This is a genomic window from Scleromatobacter humisilvae (genome assembly GCF_023231945.1).
Classification (GTDB): domain Bacteria; phylum Pseudomonadota; class Gammaproteobacteria; order Burkholderiales; family Burkholderiaceae_C; genus Scleromatobacter; species Scleromatobacter humisilvae.
This window is the reverse complement of the sequence record NZ_JAJLJH010000005.1, coordinates 52,179-74,218: the sequence shown is the minus strand read 5'-3', so window position 1 is coordinate 74,218 and position 22,040 is coordinate 52,179. Positions and strand designations below refer to the sequence as shown.

The window sequence follows — 22,040 nt, the reverse complement described above, 5'->3', positions numbered from 1 at the left end:
AACTTTTGCATGACCCCTGCGAGTCGGTTTCATGCCGGTTACGGCGCGGGCGGGTCCTACACTCGCCGGATGATGAACTCGAACACCCAATCCGCGCCACTGCCGGGGCCTTCCGGCGCCTCGACGGCACCGCTGCTGGCTTTCGTCGGCGGCGGCAACATGGCCGGAGCCATCCTCGGTGGATTGATCGCCGCGGGGCATCCGCCGAGCCGCGTCGTGGTGGTCGAACCGCATGCGCCACAAGCCGACATCGTCCGTGAGAAATTTGGCGTGCGCGTGGAGGCCGCCGGGGGCGCCGCGCTGGCCGGCGCCGACATCGTCGTGTGGGCCGTCAAGCCGCAGGTCTTCCTCGAGGCCGCCGCGCCCTGCGCGCCCTTCGTCGGCGGCGCGCTGCACCTGTCGGTGATGGCCGGCATCCGCAGCGACGCCATCGCACGCGCCACCGGCAGCGACCGCGTCGTGCGCGCCATGCCCAACACGCCGGCGCTGATCGGCGAGGGCATCGCCGGCCTGTTCGCGCGCGCCGCGGTGAGCGCCGACGACCGCGCCGCGATCGAGCGCGTGCTGGCACCCACCGGCGAGACGCTGTGGGTGGCGCAGGAGAGCGACCTCGACGCCGTCACCGCGCTGTCCGGCTCCGGCCCGGCCTACGTGTTCTTCTTCATCGAGGCCATGATGCAGGCCGCGGCCGACATGGGCCTGAGCCCCGGGCAGGGGCGGCGCCTGGCGCAGGCGACGTTCAAGGGCGCGACCTCGCTCGCGCGTGCCAGCGACGAGTCGCCCGAGACGCTGCGCTCGCGCGTGACGTCCAAGGGCGGCACCACGTACGCCGCGATCGCGTCGATGGAGGCCGCGGGCGTCAAGCCGGCGATCGTGCAGGCGCTGCGCGCGGCGCAGGCGCGCGCGAAGGAGCTGGGCGACGAATTCGGCGGTTAGGCGCGATTGCTCAGCGCAGCGCGTGGCCGCTGGCGACGAACGACAGCACCACGCCGGCAAAGACGGCGGCGCCGACCCAGTGGTTGACGCGGAATGCGCGGAAGCAGCCGTCGCGCGTGCGATCCCAGATCAGCGTGAAGTGCCAGCCCGCCTGCAGCGCGCCGACGACGATCCCCACCGAGTACAGCGGGCCGAGGCCCAGCTTGAGGCCCAGGTACAGCCATGACAGCAGGTAGACCGCGTAGAACGCCATCACGCCGGCGACGTCGAAGCGACCGAGCGTGATCGCCGAGGTGCGGATGCCGATCCTCAGGTCGTCGTCGCGGTCGACCATCGCGTACTCGGTGTCGTAGGCCAGCACCCAGAACAGGTTGCCCACGAGCAGCCACCATGCGAGCGCGGGCACCGCGGCGGGAATGGCCGCGAGCGACCAGTCGCGGCCGCCGGTGGCCGCGGCGAACGCCATCGGGATGCCGAAGCTGAACGCGACGCCCAGCACGGCCTGCGGCATCGAGACGAGGCGCTTTGCGTACGGATAGGCGAGGGTCACCGCCAGCGCGGCGAACGACATCAGGATCGTCGGCGGATTGGTGGTGAGCACGAGGCCGAACGCGAGCAGCGCCAGCACGGCGCCGAACGTCAACGCCGCCTTGACCGACAGCGCGCCGCTGGTCACGGGCCGCTGCGCGGTGCGCTTGACGTGCTTGTCGAACTCGCGGTCGGCCACGTCGTTGATGCAGCAGCCGGCGCTGCGCATCAGGATCGTGCCGAGCGTGAACACCGTCAGCAGGTGCCAGCCCGGGAAGCCGTCGCAGGCGATCCACAGCGCGGAAAGCGTGGGCCACAGCAGCAGCAGCCAGCCGGCGGGGCGGTTCCAGCGGATCAGGTCGAGATAGAGGGCGACGCGGCTCGAGGACATGGGCGCATTGTCGCCCGATCCGATCGCACGACCGCCGGCCCCGGCCGCCGTCAGAGCGGGCCGAGGATGCTTCCCAACCCGTTGGCCGGCATCCCGCCGAGCGCGACCAGCTGGCCGTCCGGCCGCTGGAAGACGATGCCCGGCGTGCCGCGCAGGTTCAGCGCGTTCATCAGGCCTTCGCTCGCCTGCAGCCCGCGCGCGACCGCCTCGGGGACGGGCGCCGTCGGCGGCAGGCTCGCGTCCTGCATCGAATGGCGCGGGCCGCCCTGCATCATGCGCGCCACGCCGAACGCATGCGAACGCTCGAACGCCGCCAAGCGCTTCGCCGGATCCGGATCGCCCAGCAGCGTCGCCGCCTTGCCGGCACTGGTCGGCGCAATCACGGCCACCAGGATGTAGCGCAGCTGCACCTTGCCGCCGTCGACCCACGGGCGCGCGTCGGCCCAGAACTTGGCGCAGTACACGCAGTTCGCGTCGAGGAACACGTAGACCTTGCGCGGCGCGTCGTCGCGGCCGTCGGCGATCCAGCGCGTGTGCTGCAGCACGTCGGGCGTCACCGGCGCGCCCTGGCGCTGGGCGACGCCGCTCCACTGCGCCTGCGCGGGCGCGTCGAACGACGCGAGGGCCAGCAGCATGGCCGCGGCGAGGGAGACCAGCGGGGACTTGTTCATGGCGCGGCGCGAGTGACGGGGGCTGGATGGACGCCGGACGCGCGACAAGGTTCCGTCAATCGTCCATGCGCTTCTGGAAGATCAGCCCCGCGTGCTCGCGCAGCGCATGGAACTTGATCTTGGGCCAGTTGGCCTCGACCGCGCGCAGCTCCGGCGCGTACTCGACGAGGATGGCCGGCGCGTTGACCGCGTCGTAGGCGATGCGGTGCGCGTTGTTGTCGATGAAGCGCTGCAGTTCCTTGTCGCCGCCATCGTCCGGGTCGCAGGTGACCCAGCGCGCGAGCGCGTAACGCGCGGGCTGGATGCGCGCGCGCACGCCGTACTCGTGCTCGAGCCGGTGCGCGACGACTTCGAACTGCAGCTGGCCGACCGCGCCCAGCAGCAGCACGGTGCCCAGCACCGGCCGGAAGACCTGGATCGCGCCTTCCTCGCCCAGCTGCGTCAGCCCGGCGCGCAGCTGCTTGGTCTTGAGCGGATCGGCCACTTCGACCGTGCGGAACAGCTCCGGCGCGAAGAAGGGCAGGCCGGTGAACTGCAGCTGCTCGCCTTCGGTGAGCGTGTCGCCCAGCTGCAGCACGCCGTGGTTGGGGATGCCGATGATGTCGCCGGCGAAGGCCTCGTCGAGCAGTTCGCGCCGCTGCGACAGGAACGACACGACCGTGTTCGGCCGCAGCTCCTTGCCCGAACGCACGACCTTCAGCCGCATGCCGCGCTCGAAGTGGCCGGAAGCCACGCGCAGGAACGCGATGCGGTCGCGGTGCGACGGGTCCATGTTGGCCTGGATCTTGAAGACGACGCCGCTGAACTTGGCCTCCTCGGGCTTCACTTCGCGCTGCATGGACGGCCGCGCGCCCGGCGCGGGAGCGAGGTCGACCAGCGCGTCCAGCACTTCCTGCACGCCGAAGTTGTTGATCGCCGAGCCGAAGAACATCGGTGTCTGGTGGCCTTCGAGGAAGGCCTCCTCGTCGAACTCGGGCGCCGCGGCGCCGAGCAGCTCGATCTCGTTCTGCGACTGGTCCCAGCCCATGCCGAAGCGCTCGGCGTAGGCCGGGTTGTCGAGGTCGGTCAGCACTTCCTCGTCGCCGCCGGCGCGATCCTCGCCCGGCGAGAACACGCGCATCTGCTTCTTGCGCAGGTCGACGACGCCGCCGAACAGCTTGCCCATGCCCACCGGCCAGGTGAACGGCACGACGCTCATGCCCAGCTCGCGCTCGATCTCGTCCATCAGCGCCAGCGGCTCCTGCACTTCGCGGTCCATCTTGTTGACGAAGGTCAGGATGGGCGTGTTGCGCGCGCGGCAGACCTGCAGCAGGCGGCGCGTCTGCGGCTCGACGCCGTTGGCCGCGTCGATCACCATCAGCGCGGCGTCGACGGCGGTCAGCACGCGGTAGGTGTCTTCGGAGAAGTCCTGGTGGCCCGGGGTGTCGAGCAGGTTGATGACGCAGTCGCGGTATTCCATCTGCATCACCGACGACGCCACCGAGATCCCGCGCTGCTTCTCGATCTCCATCCAGTCGGACGTCGCGTGCCGCGCCGCCTTGCGCGCCTTGACCGAGCCGGCGATCTGGATCGCGCCCGAGAACAGCAGCAGCTTTTCCGTCAGCGTGGTCTTGCCCGCGTCAGGGTGGGAAATGATGGCGAAGGTGCGGCGGCGGCGCACCTGGGTGGCGAGATCGGCGGACATGGCGGCGTGCGCCGGCCCGGAAGCCGGGCGGACGCGGGTTGAGTGCGGGGGAACCCGGGATTATCGCGGGTCGAGGCCCGTCGCGCCGGGATTGACCTCGGCAGCCCGCGAAATCCGTCCGTCAGCCCTGTTTCCTGGTGGGCACCGGCGGCGGCAGATCCTTGGCCTGCAGCATCCGCAGCTGCGTCACCAGCTGGTTGTGCGCATCGAGGAACGCCGCGGCGATCACCTTGCCTTCGTTCGTGTTGCTCCAGCCCGCGCCCGCGGCGCCACCGGCGCGGCCCAGCATCAGGCCGGCCATGCCGAGGTCGGTGACGCGCACCGAGCCGGTGGCGGCGGCGATCTGCTCGGTGGTCTCGTTGTCCGTCAGCAGCAGGGCGACCTGGGCCTCCTTCAGCTTGACGCTGTCGGCCAGGCCGACGAACTTGTTGAGGACGGGGACGTGGCTCATGACGCCGCCGAGCTCGCGGCCGGCGTCGCGTTCGCTGAAGGTCAGGCTGGGCGTGATCGTGTACTGCGCGGCGTAGCCCTGGCCCTTGCGCACCTGCACCGCGTTGCCGAGCACGCCGGAATCCTTGAGCTGCTGCTCCTGGATCGTCGCGTGCAGGCCGGCGGCGCGATCGACGATGCGGAAGCACCCGCTCTGCTGCGCGATCAGGCGCACCAGCGGCACCGGCGAGCTGGGCAGGTTGTAGCCGCCGGCCATCGTGTAGCCGTTCGGGTTCTCGACCAGCGCCATCGTCGCGACCGGGGCATCGCACCGGACCAGCTCGTGGCTGGCGTTCTGCGCGCCGGCGGGGCCGGCCGAGCCGCTGATCACCGAGCCGCCCTGGCCCAGCTCCGTCTTCTTCTGGCCGCAGGCGGCGAGGCCCAGCGTCGCGACGACGACGCAGGCGAGCGCGACGCGCGTGCGGGATTGCAGGGACTTGTCGTGGGCTTGCGCCATGTCGGGAACCTCTCCACTCACTCGGAAAGGCGCGATCATGCCAGCGCGCGGGGCGCCGCCGGGCCCGAACAAGCCCGACCCCCACGCTTCGCAGCGCATCGAAATGTTTCAGGGCGTCGCGGACTCGCCCAGCGATTCGCCCACGATCTTCAGCGCGTGCTCGACCCACGCGTCCTTCTCGCCCACGGGCGCGGCGTAGTGCAGCGCCTTGCGCGCCGCCTCGCGGCCGGCCGCGCGCCACATCACCCAGGTGGCGAGGTAGGCCGACGCCATGCAGCCCCCGGCCGTGGCGATCGGGCCGCGCGCGACGAAGGGCAGGTCGGCCACGCGCACGCCGGCCTCGATCACCCACGGCTTGGTCGTGAGGTCGGTGCAGGCCGGCGCGTCGCCCAGCATGCCCAGGCGGGCGAGCAGCAGCGTCCCGGAGCACTGCGCGCCGATCAGCTGGCGCGTCGGGTCGAGCACGATGCGATCCATCAGCGCCGCGTTCTCGGCGATCGCCCGCGAATAGATGCCGCTGCCGAACAGCACGGCATCGGCCTCGAGCACGAACTCGAGCGGCTGCTGCGCGGTGACGGTGACGCCGTTCATCGACGTCACCTGCGCCGACGGGCTCGTGATCTCGGCCTGCACGCCCTCCGCGCGCAGCCGGTTGATCAGGCCCAGCGCGATGAACGAGTCGAGTTCGTTGAAGCCGTCGAACGTGAGAATGGCGACGCGCATGGCGGTCCTCGGTGGCGAGACGCTCGAAGCCGAGCGAGGCTTAGTCTTCCAGCAATGAACGCAGCATCCACGCCGTCTGCTCGTGCACCGTCAGGCGTTGCGTCAGCAGGTCGGCGGTGGGCTCGTCGCCGGCCTTGTCGGCGACCGGGAACAGCTTGCGCGCGGTGCGCGCGACGGCCTCGTGGCCGGCCACCAGCACGCGCACCATCTCGAGCGCCCTGGGCGGCGTTTCGGGCACGTCCGGCAGCGAGCTGAGGCGGCCGAATTGCGCGTACGAGCCGGGCGCGTGGTGGCCCAGCGAGCGGATGCGCTCGGCGATCGGGTCGACCGCGTTCCACAGCTCCGTGTACTGGCCCATGAACATCACGTGCAGCGTGTTGAACATCGGGCCGGTGACGTTCCAGTGGAAGTTGTGCGTCGTCAGATACAGGGTGTAGGTATCGGCGAGCAGGTGGCTCAGGCCGTCGGCGATCGCGGCGCGATCCCTGGTGCCGATGCCGATGTCGATGGTCGTGCTGGCGGCGGCGATCTTCGCGCCGGAAGTCTTCTTGGGCATGCGTTCCCTCGGGTTGGAACCGGCAAGCTTAGGCAACGCCCGTCGAACGGCCAACGGAAACGACAAAAGACCCCATGCCGGACTCGGCTGGGGTCGTTCGCAGGCGCGCGAGGCGCGCGGCAGCTCAGGCGTGGGCGTCGAGCAGGCTGCCGGCGCCGCCGTAGGTCTCGGGCTTGGCGGCGGCCTCGGCGGCCGTGGCTTCGCTGGCGACCTTGGGCGGCGTCGCCGCGCCGACCGCGGGCGCGGCCGGCTTGGCCGGCGCGGCGGCAGGCGCCGCGGCCTTCGCGGGCGCGTGCGGCGCGCGGCTGGACTTGGTCGTCGCGGCGGGCAGCGCAGTCGCGGCGTTCGAATGGGGCTGGATGCGCATGGCGGATTCCTGATGGGTCTGGCGCGATGCCGGCCGAAAAGGCATTCACCGCACCTTCATCGTAGACAGGCGCCCGCGTTTCCAAAGCCCGATCAACGGCCGCATTTCCGGCCAGTTCCGCCCCGCGCGTCGCACGCGGGGCGGGCGGTCATTGCCCTGTCTTGAACGACGTGAACGTGCGCGTCTGCACGCGCTTGATGTCCTGCGGCAGCGCGTCGGGCACCGTCATGTGGGCCAGGTCGTCGGGCTTGAGGAACACGCTTGGGTTGTCGGCCACGTCCTTCTGCACGAACTTCAGCGAGGCCTTGTTCGGGTTGGCGTAGAACACCTTGTTGGTGAGCGACGCGTGCACCTCGGGGCGCAGGATGTAGTTGATGAACAGCAGCGCGTTGCCCGGATGCGGCGCGTCGGCCGGAATCGCCATCGAGTCGAAGAACAGCGTCGAGCCGGTCTTGGGCACGAAGGCCATGATGTCGTTGCCGTTCTTTTCCTTGATGGCGCGGGCGCGGGCGATGTTGATGTCGCCCGAGTAGCCCAGCACCGCGCACACCGAGCCGGCGACCATGTCGTTGATGTAGCCCGACGACGAGAAGCGGCCGATGTCCGGACGGATCTTCTTGAGCATCGCGCCGGCCAGCGCGTAGTCGGCGGCGTTGCGGCTGTAGGCCGGCTTGCCGACGTAGCCGAGGGCGATCGGCATCACCTCGGACGGCGAATCGAGGAAGCTGATGCCGCAGCTCTTGAGCTTGTCGGCGTACTTCGGGTCGAAGACCAGCGCCCACGGGTTGTCGGGCATCGGCATGCCGCCGAGCGCCGCCTTGACCTTGCCGGTGTTGATGCCCACCGTGATGTAGCCCCACAGCCAGTCGACGAGATACTGGTTGCCCGGATCGATCTTCGCCATCAGCTGCAGCAACGTCGGATCGAGGTTGCCCCAGTTGGTCAGCTTGCTGCGGTCGAGCTTCTGGAACAGCCCGGCCTCCAGCTGCACCTTGGCGAAGTGCGCGCTCGGCACGACGATGTCGTAGCCCGTCTTGCCCGCCACCAGCTTGCCGTGCAGGATCTCGTTGGTGTCGTAGTTGTCGTAGTTGACCTTGATGCCGGTCTCTTTCTCGAAGTTCTTCAACGTGTCGTCGGCGATGTAGTCCGACCAGTTGTAGATGTTGAGCACCTTGGGCTCCGGGCCGGCGGCGCGGCTCGCGGGCGCGAGCAGGACGGCGGCGACGCTGGCCGCGACGGCGAGGAGGCGAGGCAGGCGGGAAGGCATGAGGCGGGAACTCCGGCAGGGATGAAAACGGGCGAAGGTCGTATTGCACCACGGCCAAAGCCGCTTTGGCTGACGAGAAGGCGGCGGCCGACGACCATCGCCCGAGCCTTCACTCCACAACGAGGAATCCCGCCCACGGTTGACCTGCCGTCCGCCGCCCGGCGCGCGCATCATCGCGACGATGCTGCAGGTGCTGGTCAACACGATCGAACGGGCAGGACGGCGCAGGCCTTCATGCTCGACGCGATCCAGCAAGGGGTGGATCTGGCCGAGATCGACGACGCGAAGCCGGCTGTCGGCCCTAGCTCGCGATGCTGAACGCGATGGTGGTGACGCCGTCCTCGCTCGTCGCCAGCGTCGCGCCGCCGTGCATCGTCGCCACCGCCCTGACGATGGCCAGGCCCAGGCCGTGGCCGTGGATCTCGCCGGTGTCGTGGCGCGACGAGTCGACGCGGTAGAAGCGGTCGAACAGCCGCGGCAGGTGCGTCGCGGCGATCGTCTCGCCCGGGTTGGCGACCGCGATCCAGATCGCGCCGGCGCGCTGCGTGATCGTCACGACCAGGCGCGCGCCCGCGGCCGAGTGCGCGATCGCGTTCTGCAGCAGGTTGGACAGCGCACGCCGGAACAGCGCGATGTTCATCGTGGCCTGCGCGCGCAGCTCGCCCTCGATCGCGACGGTGGTACCGGTCTCGTCGAGCAGCGGCTCGAAGAACTCGATCGTCATCTCGACCTCGTGCGCGACGTCGGCCGCCGTCAGGCCGGTCGCGGCCTCGCCCTGGTCGGCGCGCGCCAGGAACAGCATGTCGTTGACGATGGAGCGCAGGCGTTCGAGCTCCTCGAGGTTGGACTGCAGCGTCTCCTCGAATTCGGTCGCGCTGCGCGGGCGCGCCAGCGCCACCTGCGTGCCGCCGATCAGGTTGGCCAGCGGCGTGCGCAGCTCGTGCGCGACGTCGGCGTTGAAGCCCTCGAGCTGCTGGTAGGCCTCCTCGAGGCGGCCGAGCGCGCCGTTGAAGGCGACCGTCAGATCCTCCAGCTCCACCGGCAGGCTCTCCAGCTGCAGGCGCTGCGACAACGTCTTCGGTCGCAGCGCGCGCGCCTCGGCCGACAGCCGCTGCAGCGGACGCAGGCCGATGCGCGCGATCCACCAGCCGAGCGCCATCACCAGCGCCACCACGCCGAGTGTCAGCAGCGTCAGCGCGACGAGGAACGCGCGCAGCGTGTGCTCGAAGGGCTCGATGTCGACGCCCACGATCAGCCGCACCGGCGGCCGATCGGCGAACGGGCCGATGCGCATCGACAGCGTGCGGTAGCTGCGCCCGGAGATCGGCAGCCTCAGCATGCCGTGGCCCGCCTCGCCCTGGTTGACGCGCTCCATCTCGTCGAGGCCCTTGCCGTACAGGAAGCGAGGATCGTCGCTGAGCACCCAGAAGCGCACGCTGCCGTCGGCGGGCGTCAGCGTGTCCATCTTTGTCTGCAGGCGCGGCCAGTGCTCGAGGTCGCCGAAGCGCTCGAGCGAGTAGCGCATGTTCTGCAGGTTGGTGTTGAGGTCGTCGTTCTGGTGGCGCGTCAGCTCGCGCTCCAGCACGCCGTACAGCACCGCGCCGACGAGCGTGAACATCGCCAGCGCCGTGAGCGCGAACATCACGACCAGGCGCAGCGTGATGGACCGCCGCATCAGAATGCCTCCGCCTGGCGGCTGCGCGGCGAGCGCCTTCGGAGCGGCCGGACGGCGCTCATGCCGCCGACTCCTCGTCCGGACCGGCCCCGTCGCGCGCCTCCATCACGTAGCCCATGCCGCGGATCGTGTGCAGCAGCTTGGGCGTGAAGGCGTTGTCGACCTTGGCGCGCAGCCGCTTGATGGCGACCTCGACGACGTTGGTGTTGGAGTCGAAGTTCATGTCCCACACCAGCTCGGCGATCGCGGTCTTGGACAGGATCTCGCCCTGGCGGCGCGCCAGCACGGCCAGCAGCGCGAACTCCTTGGCGCTGAGGTCGATGCGCTCGGCGCCGCGCCAGGCCTTGCGCGCGATCAGGTCGATCTGCAGGTTGGCGATCCTCAGCTGCGTGGGCTCCTGCGCGCGGCCGCGCCGCTGCAGCGCCTGCAGGCGCGCGAGCAGCTCGAGGAACGAGAACGGCTTGACCAGGTAGTCGTCGGCGCCCTCGTGCAGTCCGCGCACGCGGTCCTCGATCGAGTCGCGCGCGGTCAGCATGATGACGGGCGTCTGCTTGACGGCGCGCAGCGCGCGCAGCAGCGTGAAGCCGTCGATGCCCGGCAGCATCGCGTCGAGCACGATGACGTCGTAGTCGTGCACCAGCGCCAGGTGCTTGCCGTCGACGCCGTTGTGGGCGACGTCGACCGCGCAGCCCTGCTCCGTGAGACCCTTCTGCAGGTACTCGGCGGTCTTGGGTTCGTCCTCGACGATCAGCAGCTTCATGGCGTCAGCGCGTCAATGCCGGGCGTCGTCGACCACCACCGGCAGGCTGCGGTCGGTGTCGGTGCCGTCGGCGTTGATCGACTTGGCGGCCTTGCGCTTCGCCCGCGCCTCCTTCTTCTTCACGTACCAGTAGTGCGTGCGATCGAGGTAGAGGTAGACGATCGGGGTCGTGAACAGCGTCAGCGCCTGCGACAGCACCAGGCCGCCGACCATCGCGAAGCCCAGCGGGCGGCGCAGCTCCGAGCCCGCGCCGTGGCCCAGCATCAGCGGCAGGCCGGACAGCAGCGCGCACATCGTCGTCATCATGATCGGGCGGAAGCGCAGCAGGCAGGCGCGGTAGATCGCCTCCTCCGGCTTCATGCCCTGCTCGCGCTCCGCCGTGAGCGCGAAGTCCACCATCATGATGCCGTTCTTCTTGACGATGCCGATCAGCAGGATGATGCCGATCAGCGCGATGACGGTGAGGTCGTAGCCGCCCGCCATCAGGATCAGCAGCGCGCCCACGCCGGCCGACGGCAGCGTCGACAGGATCGTCAGCGGGTGGATGTAGCTCTCGTAGAGCAGGCCCAGCACGATGTAGACGGCCACCAGCGCCGCGGCGATGAGGTAGGGCTGCGAGCTCAGCGAATCGCGGAACGCCTGCGCCGTGCCCTGGAACGAGCCCGACAGCGCCTGCGGCAGGCCCATCTGCGCCTGCGCCTTGTTGATCTCGTCGACCGCCTGGCCCAGCGACACGCCCGGATTCAGGTTGAACGAGATCGTGACGGCCGGGAACTGGCTCTGGTGGCTGATCGACAGGTAGGCGGTCTTGTTCGTGTCCACCTTGACGAACGTGGACAGCGGCACCTGCGTGCCGGTGATCGGCGAGGTCAGGTACAGCTTGTCGAACAGGCTCGGGTCCTCCTGCAGCCTGGGCGTGACCTCCAGCACCACGTGGTAGCTGTTGATCTGCGTGAAGAACTGGCTCACCTGGCGCTGGCCGACGGCGTCGTAGATCGTCGCGTCGATCAGCGCGGGCGAGATGCCGAAGCTCGACGCGCGGTCGCGGTCGATGGTCAGGCTCGCCGTGGTCGCGGCGTTCTGCAGGTCGGAGGCGACGTCGGTCAGCTGCGGCAGCTGCTGGAAGCGCGCCAGCAGTTTTGGCGCCCACTCGTTGAGCTCGTCGAGGTTGGCGTCGGTGATCGTGTACTGGTACTGCGTGCGCGCCAGTCGGCCGCCGACGTTGATGTCCTGTCCGGCCTGCATCAGCAGCGACGCGCCCTCGATCTTCGCGAGCTTCGGGCGCAGGCGCGCGATGATCTGGTCGGCGCTGAGCTTGCGGCCTTCATCCTTGGGCTTGAGCGCGATGAAGAAGTTGCCGGTGTTGAACTGCGACGAGTTGCCGAACATCGCCACGCCGGTGACGTCCGGATCCTGCCGGATGACGTCCGCGAACTGCACCTGGCGCCGGTTCATCGCCGCGAACGAGGAGTCCTGCGTGGACTGCGCGTTGCCGAAGATGAAGCCCGTGTCCTGCTGCGGGAAGAAGCCCTTGGGGATGACGACGAACAGGAAGACGGTGAACGCCAGCGTCGCGAAGAACACCATCAGCGTGAAGAACTGGTGCTTGAAGACGATGTCGAGCCCGCGCTTGTAGCCGCTGAGCATCTTGTCGAAGCCGGCCTCGAACAGCTTGTACATGCGGCCGTGCTTTGTCTTGTGCTCGTCCTTGAGGAAGCGCGAGCACAGCATCGGGGTGAGCGTCAGCGAGATGATCACCGACACGCCGATCGTCAGCGTCACCGTCACCGCGAACTCGCGGAACAGCCGGCCGACGATGCCGCCCATCAGCAGCAGCGGGATGAACACCGCCACCAGCGACACCGAGATCGAGATGATGGTGAAGCCGATCTCGCCCGCGCCCTTGAAGGCCGCGTCCATCGGATCCATGCCCTCCTCGACGTAGCGGTAGATGTTCTCCAGCATCACGATGGCGTCGTCGACCACGAAGCCCACCGCGATGGTCAGCGCCATCAGCGAGAGGTTGTCGAGGCTGTAGCCCATCAGGTACATCACCGCGGCCGTGCCCATCAGCGCGAGGGGCACGGTGACGCTGGGGATCAGCGTCGCGGCGACGTTGCGCAGGAAGATGAAGATCACCAGCACGACGAGCGCGATGGTCAGCACCAGCGTGGACTCGACGTCCTTGACGGACGCCCGGATCGTCTGCGTGCGGTCGATCAGCGTGTCGACCTTGACCGTCGGCGGGATCGCGGCCTGCAGCTTGGGCAGCGCCGCCTTGATCGCGTCGACGGTCTCGATCACGTTGGCGCCCGGCTGCTTGGTGATGACCAGCAGCATGCCGCGGCCGTTGCCGACGCTGTCGGGCGCCGCAGCGCCGGAATACGCCCAGGCCGCGACCTTGTTGTTCTCGGGCGCGTCGACGGCCATGCCGATGTCCCTGACGCGGATCGGCGCGCCGTTCTTGTACGCGAGCACCACGTCGTTCCACGGCTTGGCCGCGAGCAGCTGGTCGTTCGTGTAGACCGTGAAGGCCTGGTTCGGGCCGTCGATCGTGCCCTTGGGCGCGTTGACGGACACGTTGGCGATGACGGCCCGGATGTCCTCCAGGCTCATGCCCATCGCGGCCAGCTTGGCCGGGTCGGCCTGGATGCGCACGGCGGGCTTCTGCGCGCCGCCGATGTTGACGAGGCCGACCCCCGAGATCTGCGAGATCTGCTGCGCGAGGATGTTGTCGGCGTAGTCGTTGGTCTGGATCAGCGGCAGCGTGTCGGAGTGCACCGCCAGCAGCATGATGGGCGAGTCGGCCGGGTTGACCTTGCGGAAGGTCGGCGGGCTCGGCAGGTTGGCCGGCAGCTGGCCGGTGGACGCGTTGATGGCCGCCTGCACGTCGAGCGCCGCGCCGTCGATCGGCCGGTTGAGGTCGAACTGCAGCGTGATCTGCGTCGAGCCGATGCCGCTGGTCGAGGTCATCTGGCTCAGGCCGGCGATCAGCGAGAACTGGCGCTCCAGCGGCTGCGCGACGTTGGACGCCATCGTCTCCGGACTCGCGCCCGGCAGGTTGGCGGACACCTGGATGGTCGGGAAGTCGACCTGCGGCAGCGGCGCGATGGGCAGCAGCGGGTACACCGCGATGCCCACCAGCAGGATCGCGAGCGCCAGCAGCGTGGTGCCGATCGGCCGCTTGATGAAGCCGGAAGAGACGCTCACTTGCCGGCTCCCGATGCGGCGCTCTTGCTGCCCGCGCTGCCGGCCGGCGCCGCGCCCGAGGCGGCGCGCGCCACCTCGACCACCTTGACGCCCGGCTTGAGCTTGTACTGGCCGTCGACGACGACGCGCTCGCCCGCGCTCAGGCCCGTGCTCACCACCGCGGTGCCGTCCTGGATCTGCGCCAGCGACACCAGCTGGTTGCGCACCGTCTTCGTCGCGTCGTCCTCGACGTAGACATAGACGCCGGACTGGCTGCGCTGGATCGCGGCCTCGGGCACCGTGATGGCCTTGGCCCGGCTGCCCAGGATCAGCCGCACGTTGACGAACTGGCCCGGCCACAGGTTGTGCTGCGGGTTCGGGAACGTGCCCTTGAGCTGCACGCTGCCCGTGGTGGTGTCGATCTGGTTGTTCAACAAGGTCAGGTAGCCCGCGCCGAGCAGCGAGCTGCCGTCGCGCGCGAAGGCCTGGATCAGCAGCGGCTTCTTGGCGTCCAGCGCATGGATGGTCTCCTGCACCGCGTCGTCGGGCAGCGTGAACAGCACCGAGATCGGGTCGATCTGGTTGATGACGACGACGCCGGTGGCATCGGCCGCGTGCACGATGTTGCCCGGATCGACCAGGCGCGCGCCGACGCGGCCGCTGATCGGCGCGCTGATGGTCGTGAAGTCGAGTTGCACCTGCGCGTACTTGACGGCCGCCTCGTCGGCCTTGACGGAGGCCGCGAGCTGGTTGACCAGCGCCTTCTGCGTGTCGACCTGCTGCTGCGTGGCGGCGTCCTGCGCGATCAGCGTCTCGTAGCGCTTCAGGTCGATGCGCGCGTTGGCGAGCGTGGCCTCGTCCTTGGCCTTCGTGGCCTGCGCCTGCAGCAGCTGGGCCTGCAGCGGCCGCGGGTCGAGCTGGGCCAGCATCTGGCCCTTCTTGACGTCCTGGCCCTCGGCGAAGCCGACCTTGTCGAGCTGGCCGTCGACACGTGCCTTGACCGTGACGGAGAAGTTCGGCGTGACCGTGCCGATGCCCGCGCGGTAGACCGGCATGTCCTGCGCCTTGGCCAGCACGGTGACGACGCCCACCGGCGCGTCGGGCGCCTTCTTCTTGTCCTTGTCGTCCGCGGCATTGGCGGGACGCTCGACGGACCAGAGCCCGACACCCAGCACGGCGGCGGCGACGGCCACCAGGGCCCAGGTGGTGCGGTTGCGGGAGAGGATCGTGGTCATGGCGGAATCGGTTCGGTTCATTGCGCCTGCGCGGACGCCGCGACGGGCGCGGCGAGGGGATCGGATGCGCTCCAGCCGCCGCCGGTGGCGGACACGAGCGAGATGCTGGCGGCCACCAGGCGGCCGCGCAGCTGCACGAGGGTGCGCTGGTTGTTGAGCAGCGTCGTCTGCGTCGTCACGACGTTCAGATAGCTGGCGGTGCCCGCGCGGTACTGCGCGAGCGCGGACTGCTCGGCCTGCTGCGACGCGCGCACGGCCTGGTCCTGGAACGCGGTCTCCTGGTTCAGCAGCCGAAGCAGCGCGAGCTCGTCCTCGACCTGCTGGAAGCCGCCCAGCACCGTCTGCTTGTATTGCGCGACGGTGATGTCGTACGCGGCCTCGGCCTGCGCGACGCGCGCGGTGCGCAGGCCGCCGTCGAAGATTGTCTGCGCCAGCGCCGCCCCGAGCGACCAGACGCGGCCCGGCGTGTCGAACAGGTTGCCGAGCGCGGCCGCGCCGAAGCCGCCGCTGGCGCTGAGCGTCAGCTGCGGGAAGTACGCGGCCTTGGCGACGCCGATGTTGGCGTTGGCCGCCGCGGCGCGGCGCTCGGCGCCGGCGATGTCGGGTCGATGCTCCAGCAAGGCCGAGGGCAGGCCCGCCGGCGTGTCGGGCATCTTCAGCGCGAGCGGCTGGCTGGCGGGCGCGGCGGTGAGCGTGAACTGCGCCGGCGCACGGCCGGTGAGCACGGCGATCGCGTGTTCGAGCTGGGCGCGCGTGGCCTGGAGGTCGACCGCGGCGGCCTGCGCCTGCGAGAGCTGCGCCTGGGCCAGCGAGACATCGGATTGCAGCGCCACGCCCGCCGCGTGCTGCGCGCTCGTGAGCTTGAGCGCCTTCGTGTACGCGTCGATCGTGGACGTGTAGAGGTCGATCTGCTGGTCGGCGATGCGTGCCTGCAGGTAGTCCTGCGCCAGCGTCGTCTGGATGCTCAGGCGCGCGGCGGCGAGGTCGTCCGCGCTCGCCTGCGCGCTCGCCACGCCGGACTCGACCTGGCGCCGCACGCTGCCCCACAGGTCGGGCTCCCAGCTGCCGGCCAGGCCCAGGCTGAAGCTGTTGCCGGTGCGCGTGACGCCGCTGGTGTTGCTGCGCCCGCGCTCCGCGCCGAAGGTCGCGCCCAGCGTCGGGAACAGGCCCGCGCGGTCTTCGTCGACGATCGCCTTCGCCTGGCGGTAGGTGGCCTCGGCCTGGCGGATGTTCTGGTTGGCGTTGTCCGCGTCCGCCTCGAGGCCGTCGAGCACCGGGTCGCCGTAGGCCGTCCACCAGGCCAGGCCGCTCGCGGCCGGGCGCGGGTCGGCCGGCTTCCAGTCGCCCGATTCCTTGTACGCGGCCGGCACGGCCATCGTCGGGCGCACGTAGTCGGGCCCGGCGGCGCAGGCCGACAGCAGCGCGGCAGCCGCCAGGGCAACAAGGGAAAGGCGAGGAGGCATGGCCGGGAAACGAAGACGGAACTTCGGAGTGAGCGGGACAGGCTGCACTCTAGCCTTCGCTCCCAACCCCACACTGACCGAAAAATGACCGTTTTGTCAGTTTCGGGCCGGCGCCCGGGCGTCAGAACGAATAGGCCAGCCGCAGGCCGCCCCAGTGCCGGCCCTGCACGGTGATCGGCGCCGACAGGTCCTTCATCAGCACGCGCTGGCCGCCGCCCATGTCGCGGCGGTAGGTCTGCAGCAGGAAGCGCCGTTCGTTGCGGCCGGCGGCCAGGCCCGTGCGGTCGTTGAACAGGCGCCGGTTGCGCGCGTGCGCCGCGTTCCACACCGGGTCGTGCCCTTGCGGCTGCGAGAACTTCAGGTTGTGCGTGGGCAGGTAGCCGTTGCGGTCGACGGCGGCGCAGAACACGACCTTCGGGTCGAACGCGAGCAGCTCCTCCTGCACCGGCGGGAACAGCTCGTCGGTCAGCGCGACGAAGCGCGTGGTGACCTGCGCCGGGTTGCTGCCCGCCACCGGCGCGTACTTGTCGTCGAACAGGTCGGCCATCGAGATGCGGCCTTGCGCCACCGCGTCCTCCAGGGCCGTCGACAGGCGCGCCGCGCCGCGCTGCACGGCCTCGATGAACGGCGTGTCGGGCGTGACCGCGCCGCACTCGTTGGTGATCTCGGCCAGGTTCTCGGAGGCCTTGAGGAAGTTGCGCGTGTTGGCGTTGACGCGCTTGAGCGTGTCCGCGCTGGCCGCCACCGACGTCGCCACCGTGCCGACCTCCGCGGTGACGCCCTGGCAGGTCTGGAGATTGCGCTGCGTCGCCGCGACGATCTCGTTGACGCTCGCCTCCACCTGCGCCAGCGCCTGGTGGAACGCGCTGTGCTGGGCGGCGTCCTTGTTGTCGGTGATGCTCGCGGCCAGGCTGTCGATGCGCGAGTCGAGCTGCGTGACCGTCGACATGATCAGCTTGGACGATTGCTCGACCTTGGCGGCCAGGTCCTTCACCGCCTCGGCCACCACCGCGAAGCCCGCGCCAGCCTCGCCGGCACGCTTGGCCTCGACGGTGGCGTTGAACGCGACGAGCCGCGTCTGCAGCGCGATCTGCGTGATGTCGGTGGCCGCGCTGGCGACGTCGCGCAGCGAGGTCACCACGCCCAGCACGCCCTCGCCGACGTGCGCGACCGCGTCGCGCGCCTGCCCCATCGCGACGCGGCTCGCATTGCCGCTGGCCTCGATCGCCCGGTTGGACTGCACCATCGCCTGCATGTCGCTGGCCAGCTGGCCGATCTCGGCGACCTGCCGGCTGCTCGCGGCGACGACGTCCTCGATCACGCCATCGAGCTCGGCGGCGCCGCGCCCGAGCTCGGACGCCTGCGTGGCGATGCTGCGGATCGCGCCCGAGTAGTCCGGGCCGGACTGGACCGGCGGCATGGCGGCGGGCGGCGGCGGGGGCCGGCGATTGAACATGCGGTCTCCTGGTGCGCCGGGCGAGTGCCCCGGGCGGTATTCGTTCCTGGTCGAGGGCCAGTATGCAAAGGTTGCACGCCGGCGGCAAGACGAAATCCGGGGCTTTGGCGCAGGAGTTCTCAGAGTTGCAGCCGCACCTTCTTCGTCACCAGCGCCGTCGCGCCGAGCACGAACAGCGCGAACGCCACGCAGAAGCCGACGCCCAGCGGCCCGTGGTTCAACGCATCGGGCAACTGGGCGTGCAACGCGTCCTCGAGGCCGACCACCACGAACGGGATCAGGTAGGCCACCAGCGGCTGCGCGGCCACCGGATCCAGCCAGCGCGTCCAGCGCGCGTGCCCACGCAGCTCGACCAACGCATGCAGGCCCGCGAACAGCGCGATGCAGATCGCGGCCGAGTACAGGCACCAGGTCGGCGAGGCGTAGATCTTGGAGATCGTGTAGGCCGGCCGCAGCAGCGCGCCCACGACGAGGCACGCGACGATCAGCACAGCCGCCCGGCCGAAGCGGCGCACCGGTGCGCGCTCGTCCGGCCGCGCGAAGAACACGAGGCTGGTGACGACGCCCAGCAGCGTCAACGAGGTCTCGCAGACGAGCCCGCCGCAGTCGGTCAGGTCGCTCCAGTTCGGATACGCCGCCGCGGGAAACGCGTGGCACAGCGCGTAGAACGCGACGCACGCCGCGGCGGCGGCCAGCAGCACCGCGATGCGTGCGCGTCCCGCGAGGTAGGCCGACGCGGAGATCAGGTACGACCAGCCGATCAGGCCGAGGATGCCCCACCATTGGTGCGTCATCCACGCCTTGCCGTCGGGGCCGTCGCGGTACGCGCAGCTCAGCACCAGCAGCCCCAGCACGCCGACCGCGCGCCAGCTGTTGCGGCCGCCTGGTGCGGCGCTGCCGTAGACACCCCAGATCAGGAACGTGCACAGGTACAGGCCCAGCGACCACCAGCCGATGTCGAACGGCATCTGCGCCGGGTTGAAGCCGTCCTCCGCGTTGACCATGAACAACCCGAGCACGATCAGGCCCAGCGAGCGCGCGAGCACGTGGCGCTGCAGCGCCGCGCCGTTGTCGCCGCGCGCCTGGCGCTGGGCCAGCGCGAACGGGATGGACATGCCGACGATGAACAGGAAGGCCGGGAACACGACGTCGACGAAGCTCATCGCGTCGGCATCGGCCTTCATGTGGCGCGCCCATTGCGGCACGCCGCTGACGCCCGCGAGCTGGTTGACGAAGACCATCACGAGGATCGTGAGGCCGCGGAACGCATCGATCGAGCGGATGCGCTGGCGAGGAAGCGGCGTGATCACAGCGAGTACTTCAGGCCGAGGTAGAACTGCTTGCCGTTGTTGTAGATGGCGGCGGGCATGTCCTTCTGCACCACGTACTGGCGCGCCAGCGTGCCGGCCAGGTTCTTGGCGTCGAAGGACACGGAGAGCTGGTCGGTAAGCTTGAAGTTGACCGACGCCGACACGTCGCCCGAGCCAGCCACGTACTGCGGCAGCGCGCTGACGATGCCGGTGAGGAAGTCCGAGCGGTAGCTGTAGATCAGCCGCGCACTCAGGAAGTCGTTCTCGTACCAGCCCTCCGCGTTGTACGTGTGCTTGGACGAACCGGCCAGCGGCGCGCCGTTCGAGTCGCGGCCCAGCGCCCACGTGTAGTTCAGGTTGACGCCGAAGCCGTATGCGATCGGCTGCTGCCAGGCGAGCTCGAAGCCCTTGTTGGTGCCCTTGTCGTTGACCGGCTGGGCCACCGTGTACGGATAGGTGGGCGTCGAGACGATGGGGTTCTGCTGCAGGTTGGGCGCCAGCACGGTGGTCTGGCCGTAGCCGATGTAGGACGTCAGGTCCATGTAGAACACGCCGACCTCGAGCAGCGCCTGCGGCGCGAAGTACCACTCCAGCGACGCGTCCCAGTTGGTGGAGCGCACCGGCTTGAGCTGCGGGTTGCCGCCCGAGCCGGTGCCGTTCTGGCCGTTGAGGCTGACGGCGCCGGCGAGGTCGGTGTAGTCGGCCCGGGTCATCGTGCGCGACGCGGCCGCGCGGCCGATCAGGTTGCGCGTGAAGTCATAACTGAAGTTCGCGCTGGGCAGCAGGTCGGTGTAGGTCTTCGTGGTCGTGACGTGGATGTAGTCGCCGTTGTGCGGATCCGGGTAGACCGTGTCGCCCGGCGCGGCGGCGTCCGCGCCTTCGTTGTAGTGCGCGACCTGCCGCGTGCGCACGACGCGCAGGCCCGCGTTGCCCTTCCACTGCTCGCCCACGAGCTTGGCCATGCCGTACAGCGCCTGCGTCTTCTCGTTGACGACGAAGCTGCTGGGCCACGAGTACGGCAGCGACGACGCCGGCAGGTTGCCCGGCGCGTTGACGTAGCCCGTGATCTCGCCCGGGCTCAGCTGCCAGATGTTGGTGAGGAAGCCCGGGCCGCCGTGCAGTCCCTGGCCGTAGCGGTTCTCGACCTGGCCGGCCCACTGCGCGATGCCGACGCACTGCGTGTAGGTGTCGTCGGGGATCTGCGCCTCGCAGCCGTCGTTGTAGTAGTCGAGCACGCTGCGCGAGTGGTTGGTCAGGCGCACGCCGAACTTGATCGCGTCCAGAACACCAAGCTCCGTGGCGTATTCCGCGTCGCTCTGGAAATAGGTCTCCTGGTCGGTCGACTTCACCTTGCTGAGGCCGTCGTAGGCGAGGAACAGGTGCGGGTCGTTGTAGTTGCCGGTGTTCGCGTAGCCGGGGAACGAGACGTCGCCCGGCTTGTACAGGCCGTTCATCTGGTAGCTCAGGCCGGTGTTGCCGACGTTGGTCACGTAGGCGTATTCGTTGGGCGTCGCGCCGACGGCCTGCGTCTTGCCGAGCTTGCCGGTCACCCTCAGCGAGTCGCTGACCGCAAGCTCGAGGTCGACGTCGGTGTACCAGACGCGCGCGCTCTCGTTGGGGCGGTAGTACTTGTCGTAGTCGGCAACGTACGCGCCCGTCGTCGCGTAGTCGGGCATGGACGATTGGTTCCACGTCGCCTGGGTCAGCAGGCCGCCGGAGTTGACCTGGTACGAATCGGGCAGCACGCCCATGCCGATCAGCGCCGTCTGCTCGGTCTCGAGGCTCGAGTCCTGGTTGGTCTCGGTGAGCTTGGAGTAGAAGCCGTTGACCTCCAGCCGCAGGCGACTGGTCGGCTTGAACTCGAGGTCCAGCATCGCGCCCTTGCGCTGCATGTCCATCTCCAGCAGCGTCGCGTTGACGTTGTTGGCGAAGGTCGCGCCGTCCAGCCCCGGCTTGGACGCGTGCAGCGCCGCGAGCTGCGCCGCGTTGGCCGCGTTCTGCGCGGCGATCGTCGGGTCGTTGGCCGGATTGGCGATGGGCGCCAGGCCGTAGATGTCCTGGAACGACACCGTGTTGTAGCCGAGGAATTCCTGGCCGTCGCGGCGGTCGTGGCGCTTCTCTGAGAACGCCTGCAGGATCACGCCGAAGGTCCTGGCGTCGTTCTTCCAGCCGACCAGGCCGCTGACCTGCGGGTCGGTCTTGCGCGTCGACGTGCTGTAGGCCGCGGTGGCCGAGCCGTCGAGGGTCAGCTGCTTGGTCAGGCTCAGCGGCGAGCGCGTCTCGATGTCGACCGAGCCGGTGGCGCCGCCCTCGATCAGGTCGGCCTGCGCGGTCTTGTAGACGGTGACCTTGCCGACGATCTCCGCCGGCAGCAGGTCGTAGCTGACGCTGCGGCCCGACGCGCCGCCGTTGACGCCCTGGTTGGCGATGAACCAGTCGGCGGAGCCGACGCTGTGGCCGTTGATCAGCGTCTGCGTCAGCGACGGCGCCGTGCCGCGAATGCTGACGCGGTTGGCGTCGGCGAAGGCGCCGTCGCCGCCCGAGTTGGAGCTGATGTTGACGCCGGGCAGGCGCTGCACGGTGTCGGCCACGTTCTTGGCCGGCAGCTTGCCGATGTCCTCGGCGGTGACGACCTCGACGACCGAGTCCGCGCCCTTCTTGTTGGACAGCGACGACGCGTACGACGCGCGGATGCCCTTGACCTCGACGGTCTGCACGTCGAGCGGCGCAGGCGGCGCGGCCGAGGCCGCGGGTTGGGGTGCCGGCGCGGCCGGTTGCGCGAAGGCAGGAGCGATCGCTCCGGACATCAGCAGCGCCGCCGATGCGAAGGGGTTCAAGCGAAAGGACATGGCAGCCTCGAAAGGCGGCTACAGAAACTGCGGG

17 protein-coding genes are annotated in these 22,040 nt (G+C 69.6%); 1 reads left to right on the top strand and 16 read right to left on the bottom strand.

All coding sequences use genetic code 11. The features are described from left to right. The first annotated feature begins 72 nt into the window (after positions 1 to 72). Positions 73 to 936, top strand: coding sequence for a pyrroline-5-carboxylate reductase (gene proC, locus LPC04_RS17800; RefSeq protein ID WP_275683818.1), 864 nt, complete (start codon positions 73 to 75; stop codon positions 934 to 936). Between the two features lie 10 nt (positions 937 to 946). Here the strand turns inward: proC and ubiA are convergent, their stop codons facing one another. The 16 genes from ubiA to LPC04_RS17720 all read right to left on the bottom strand — a co-directional run bounded on the left by ubiA (position 947) and on the right by LPC04_RS17720 (position 22,006). Beyond that, positions 947 to 1,855 carry a 4-hydroxybenzoate octaprenyltransferase gene (gene ubiA / locus LPC04_RS17795; protein ID WP_275683607.1) on the bottom strand — a complete coding sequence of 303 codons (909 nt, stop codon included), beginning with the start codon at positions 1,853 to 1,855 and terminating at the stop codon, positions 947 to 949. A 50-nt stretch (positions 1,856 to 1,905) separates the two neighbouring features. Beyond that, positions 1,906 to 2,526 carry a thiol:disulfide interchange protein DsbG gene (dsbG, locus tag LPC04_RS17790; RefSeq protein ID WP_275683606.1) on the bottom strand — a complete coding sequence of 207 codons (621 nt, stop codon included), beginning with the start codon at positions 2,524 to 2,526 and terminating at the stop codon, positions 1,906 to 1,908. Between the two features lie 55 nt (positions 2,527 to 2,581). Beyond that, complete coding sequence (locus tag LPC04_RS17785; protein ID WP_275683605.1) at positions 2,582 to 4,210, bottom strand: peptide chain release factor 3; 1,629 nt, start codon at positions 4,208 to 4,210, stop codon at positions 2,582 to 2,584. A gap of 121 nt (positions 4,211 to 4,331) precedes the next feature. Next, positions 4,332 to 5,156, bottom strand: a complete 825-nt coding sequence (locus LPC04_RS17780; RefSeq protein ID WP_275683604.1) for a CsgG/HfaB family protein — start codon at positions 5,154 to 5,156, stop codon at positions 4,332 to 4,334. A gap of 108 nt (positions 5,157 to 5,264) precedes the next feature. After that, positions 5,265 to 5,879, bottom strand: coding sequence for a DJ-1/PfpI family protein (locus tag LPC04_RS17775; RefSeq protein WP_275683603.1), 615 nt, complete (start codon positions 5,877 to 5,879; stop codon positions 5,265 to 5,267). 40 nt (positions 5,880 to 5,919) lie between these two features. Next, positions 5,920 to 6,435 carry a Dps family protein gene (locus tag LPC04_RS17770; RefSeq protein WP_275683602.1) on the bottom strand — a complete coding sequence of 172 codons (516 nt, stop codon included), beginning with the start codon at positions 6,433 to 6,435 and terminating at the stop codon, positions 5,920 to 5,922. 124 nt (positions 6,436 to 6,559) lie between these two features. Then, entirely contained in the window at positions 6,560 to 6,802 is a 243-nt protein-coding gene (locus LPC04_RS17765) for a hypothetical protein (protein ID WP_275683601.1), read from the bottom strand. Positions 6,803 to 6,950: 148 nt separating this feature from the next. Next, the gene (locus tag LPC04_RS17760) at positions 6,951 to 8,069 is read right to left on the bottom strand and encodes a polyamine ABC transporter substrate-binding protein (protein ID WP_275683600.1); all 1,119 of its coding nucleotides are present in this window, start codon (positions 8,067 to 8,069) and stop codon (positions 6,951 to 6,953) included. A 301-nt stretch (positions 8,070 to 8,370) separates the two neighbouring features. Continuing rightward, positions 8,371 to 9,744, bottom strand: a complete 1,374-nt coding sequence (locus LPC04_RS17755; protein ID WP_275683599.1) for a heavy metal sensor histidine kinase — start codon at positions 9,742 to 9,744, stop codon at positions 8,371 to 8,373. Between the two features lie 58 nt (positions 9,745 to 9,802). Beyond that, complete coding sequence (locus tag LPC04_RS17750) at positions 9,803 to 10,504, bottom strand: heavy metal response regulator transcription factor (RefSeq protein WP_275683598.1); 702 nt, start codon at positions 10,502 to 10,504, stop codon at positions 9,803 to 9,805. 12 nt (positions 10,505 to 10,516) lie between these two features. Then, complete coding sequence (locus LPC04_RS17745; protein WP_275683597.1) at positions 10,517 to 13,714, bottom strand: efflux RND transporter permease subunit; 3,198 nt, start codon at positions 13,712 to 13,714, stop codon at positions 10,517 to 10,519. After that, positions 13,711 to 14,928, bottom strand: a complete 1,218-nt coding sequence (locus tag LPC04_RS17740; RefSeq protein ID WP_275683596.1) for an efflux RND transporter periplasmic adaptor subunit — start codon at positions 14,926 to 14,928, stop codon at positions 13,711 to 13,713. Before LPC04_RS17740 ends, LPC04_RS17745 begins: the two co-directional genes overlap by 4 nt. Positions 14,929 to 14,945: 17 nt before the next feature. Continuing rightward, on the bottom strand, positions 14,946 to 16,391 hold the full coding sequence (locus tag LPC04_RS17735) for an efflux transporter outer membrane subunit (RefSeq protein ID WP_275683595.1): 1,446 nt from the start codon (positions 16,389 to 16,391) through the stop codon (positions 14,946 to 14,948). A 121-nt stretch (positions 16,392 to 16,512) separates the two neighbouring features. Beyond that, positions 16,513 to 17,847 carry a methyl-accepting chemotaxis protein gene (locus LPC04_RS17730; protein ID WP_275683594.1) on the bottom strand — a complete coding sequence of 445 codons (1,335 nt, stop codon included), beginning with the start codon at positions 17,845 to 17,847 and terminating at the stop codon, positions 16,513 to 16,515. A 119-nt stretch (positions 17,848 to 17,966) separates the two neighbouring features. Further along, a complete protein-coding gene (locus LPC04_RS17725) occupies positions 17,967 to 19,157 on the bottom strand; it encodes a DUF5009 domain-containing protein (RefSeq protein WP_275683593.1) in 1,191 nt (396 codons plus the stop codon). After that, the gene (locus tag LPC04_RS17720) at positions 19,154 to 22,006 is read right to left on the bottom strand and encodes a TonB-dependent receptor (RefSeq protein ID WP_275683592.1); all 2,853 of its coding nucleotides are present in this window, start codon (positions 22,004 to 22,006) and stop codon (positions 19,154 to 19,156) included. Before LPC04_RS17720 ends, LPC04_RS17725 begins: the two co-directional genes overlap by 4 nt. Positions 22,007 to 22,040: the final 34 nt, after the last annotated feature.

Excerpts from the sequence above, each read along its gene's own strand:
- dsbG (WP_275683606.1), bottom strand. The coding sequence starts at position 2,526 with ATGAACAAGTCCCCGCTGGTCTCCCTCGCCGCGGCCATGCTGCTGGCC.
- LPC04_RS17765 (WP_275683601.1), bottom strand. The coding sequence starts at position 6,802 with ATGCGCATCCAGCCCCATTCGAACGCCGCGACTGCGCTGCCCGCCGCG.
- LPC04_RS17770 (WP_275683602.1), bottom strand. The coding sequence starts at position 6,435 with ATGCCCAAGAAGACTTCCGGCGCGAAGATCGCCGCCGCCAGCACGACC.
- LPC04_RS17775 (WP_275683603.1), bottom strand. The coding sequence starts at position 5,879 with ATGCGCGTCGCCATTCTCACGTTCGACGGCTTCAACGAACTCGACTCG.
- ubiA (WP_275683607.1), bottom strand. The coding sequence starts at position 1,855 with ATGTCCTCGAGCCGCGTCGCCCTCTATCTCGACCTGATCCGCTGGAAC.
- LPC04_RS17730 (WP_275683594.1), bottom strand. The coding sequence starts at position 17,847 with ATGTTCAATCGCCGGCCCCCGCCGCCGCCCGCCGCCATGCCGCCGGTC.
- LPC04_RS17785 (WP_275683605.1), bottom strand. The coding sequence starts at position 4,210 with ATGTCCGCCGATCTCGCCACCCAGGTGCGCCGCCGCCGCACCTTCGCC.
- LPC04_RS17740 (WP_275683596.1), bottom strand. The coding sequence starts at position 14,928 with ATGACCACGATCCTCTCCCGCAACCGCACCACCTGGGCCCTGGTGGCC.
- LPC04_RS17760 (WP_275683600.1), bottom strand. The coding sequence starts at position 8,069 with ATGCCTTCCCGCCTGCCTCGCCTCCTCGCCGTCGCGGCCAGCGTCGCC.
- LPC04_RS17750 (WP_275683598.1), bottom strand. The coding sequence starts at position 10,504 with ATGAAGCTGCTGATCGTCGAGGACGAACCCAAGACCGCCGAGTACCTG.
- proC (WP_275683818.1), top strand. The coding sequence starts at position 73 with ATGAACTCGAACACCCAATCCGCGCCACTGCCGGGGCCTTCCGGCGCC.
- LPC04_RS17755 (WP_275683599.1), bottom strand. The coding sequence starts at position 9,744 with ATGCGGCGGTCCATCACGCTGCGCCTGGTCGTGATGTTCGCGCTCACG.
- LPC04_RS17720 (WP_275683592.1), bottom strand. The coding sequence starts at position 22,006 with ATGTCCTTTCGCTTGAACCCCTTCGCATCGGCGGCGCTGCTGATGTCC.
- LPC04_RS17735 (WP_275683595.1), bottom strand. The coding sequence starts at position 16,391 with ATGCCTCCTCGCCTTTCCCTTGTTGCCCTGGCGGCTGCCGCGCTGCTG.
- LPC04_RS17780 (WP_275683604.1), bottom strand. The coding sequence starts at position 5,156 with ATGGCGCAAGCCCACGACAAGTCCCTGCAATCCCGCACGCGCGTCGCG.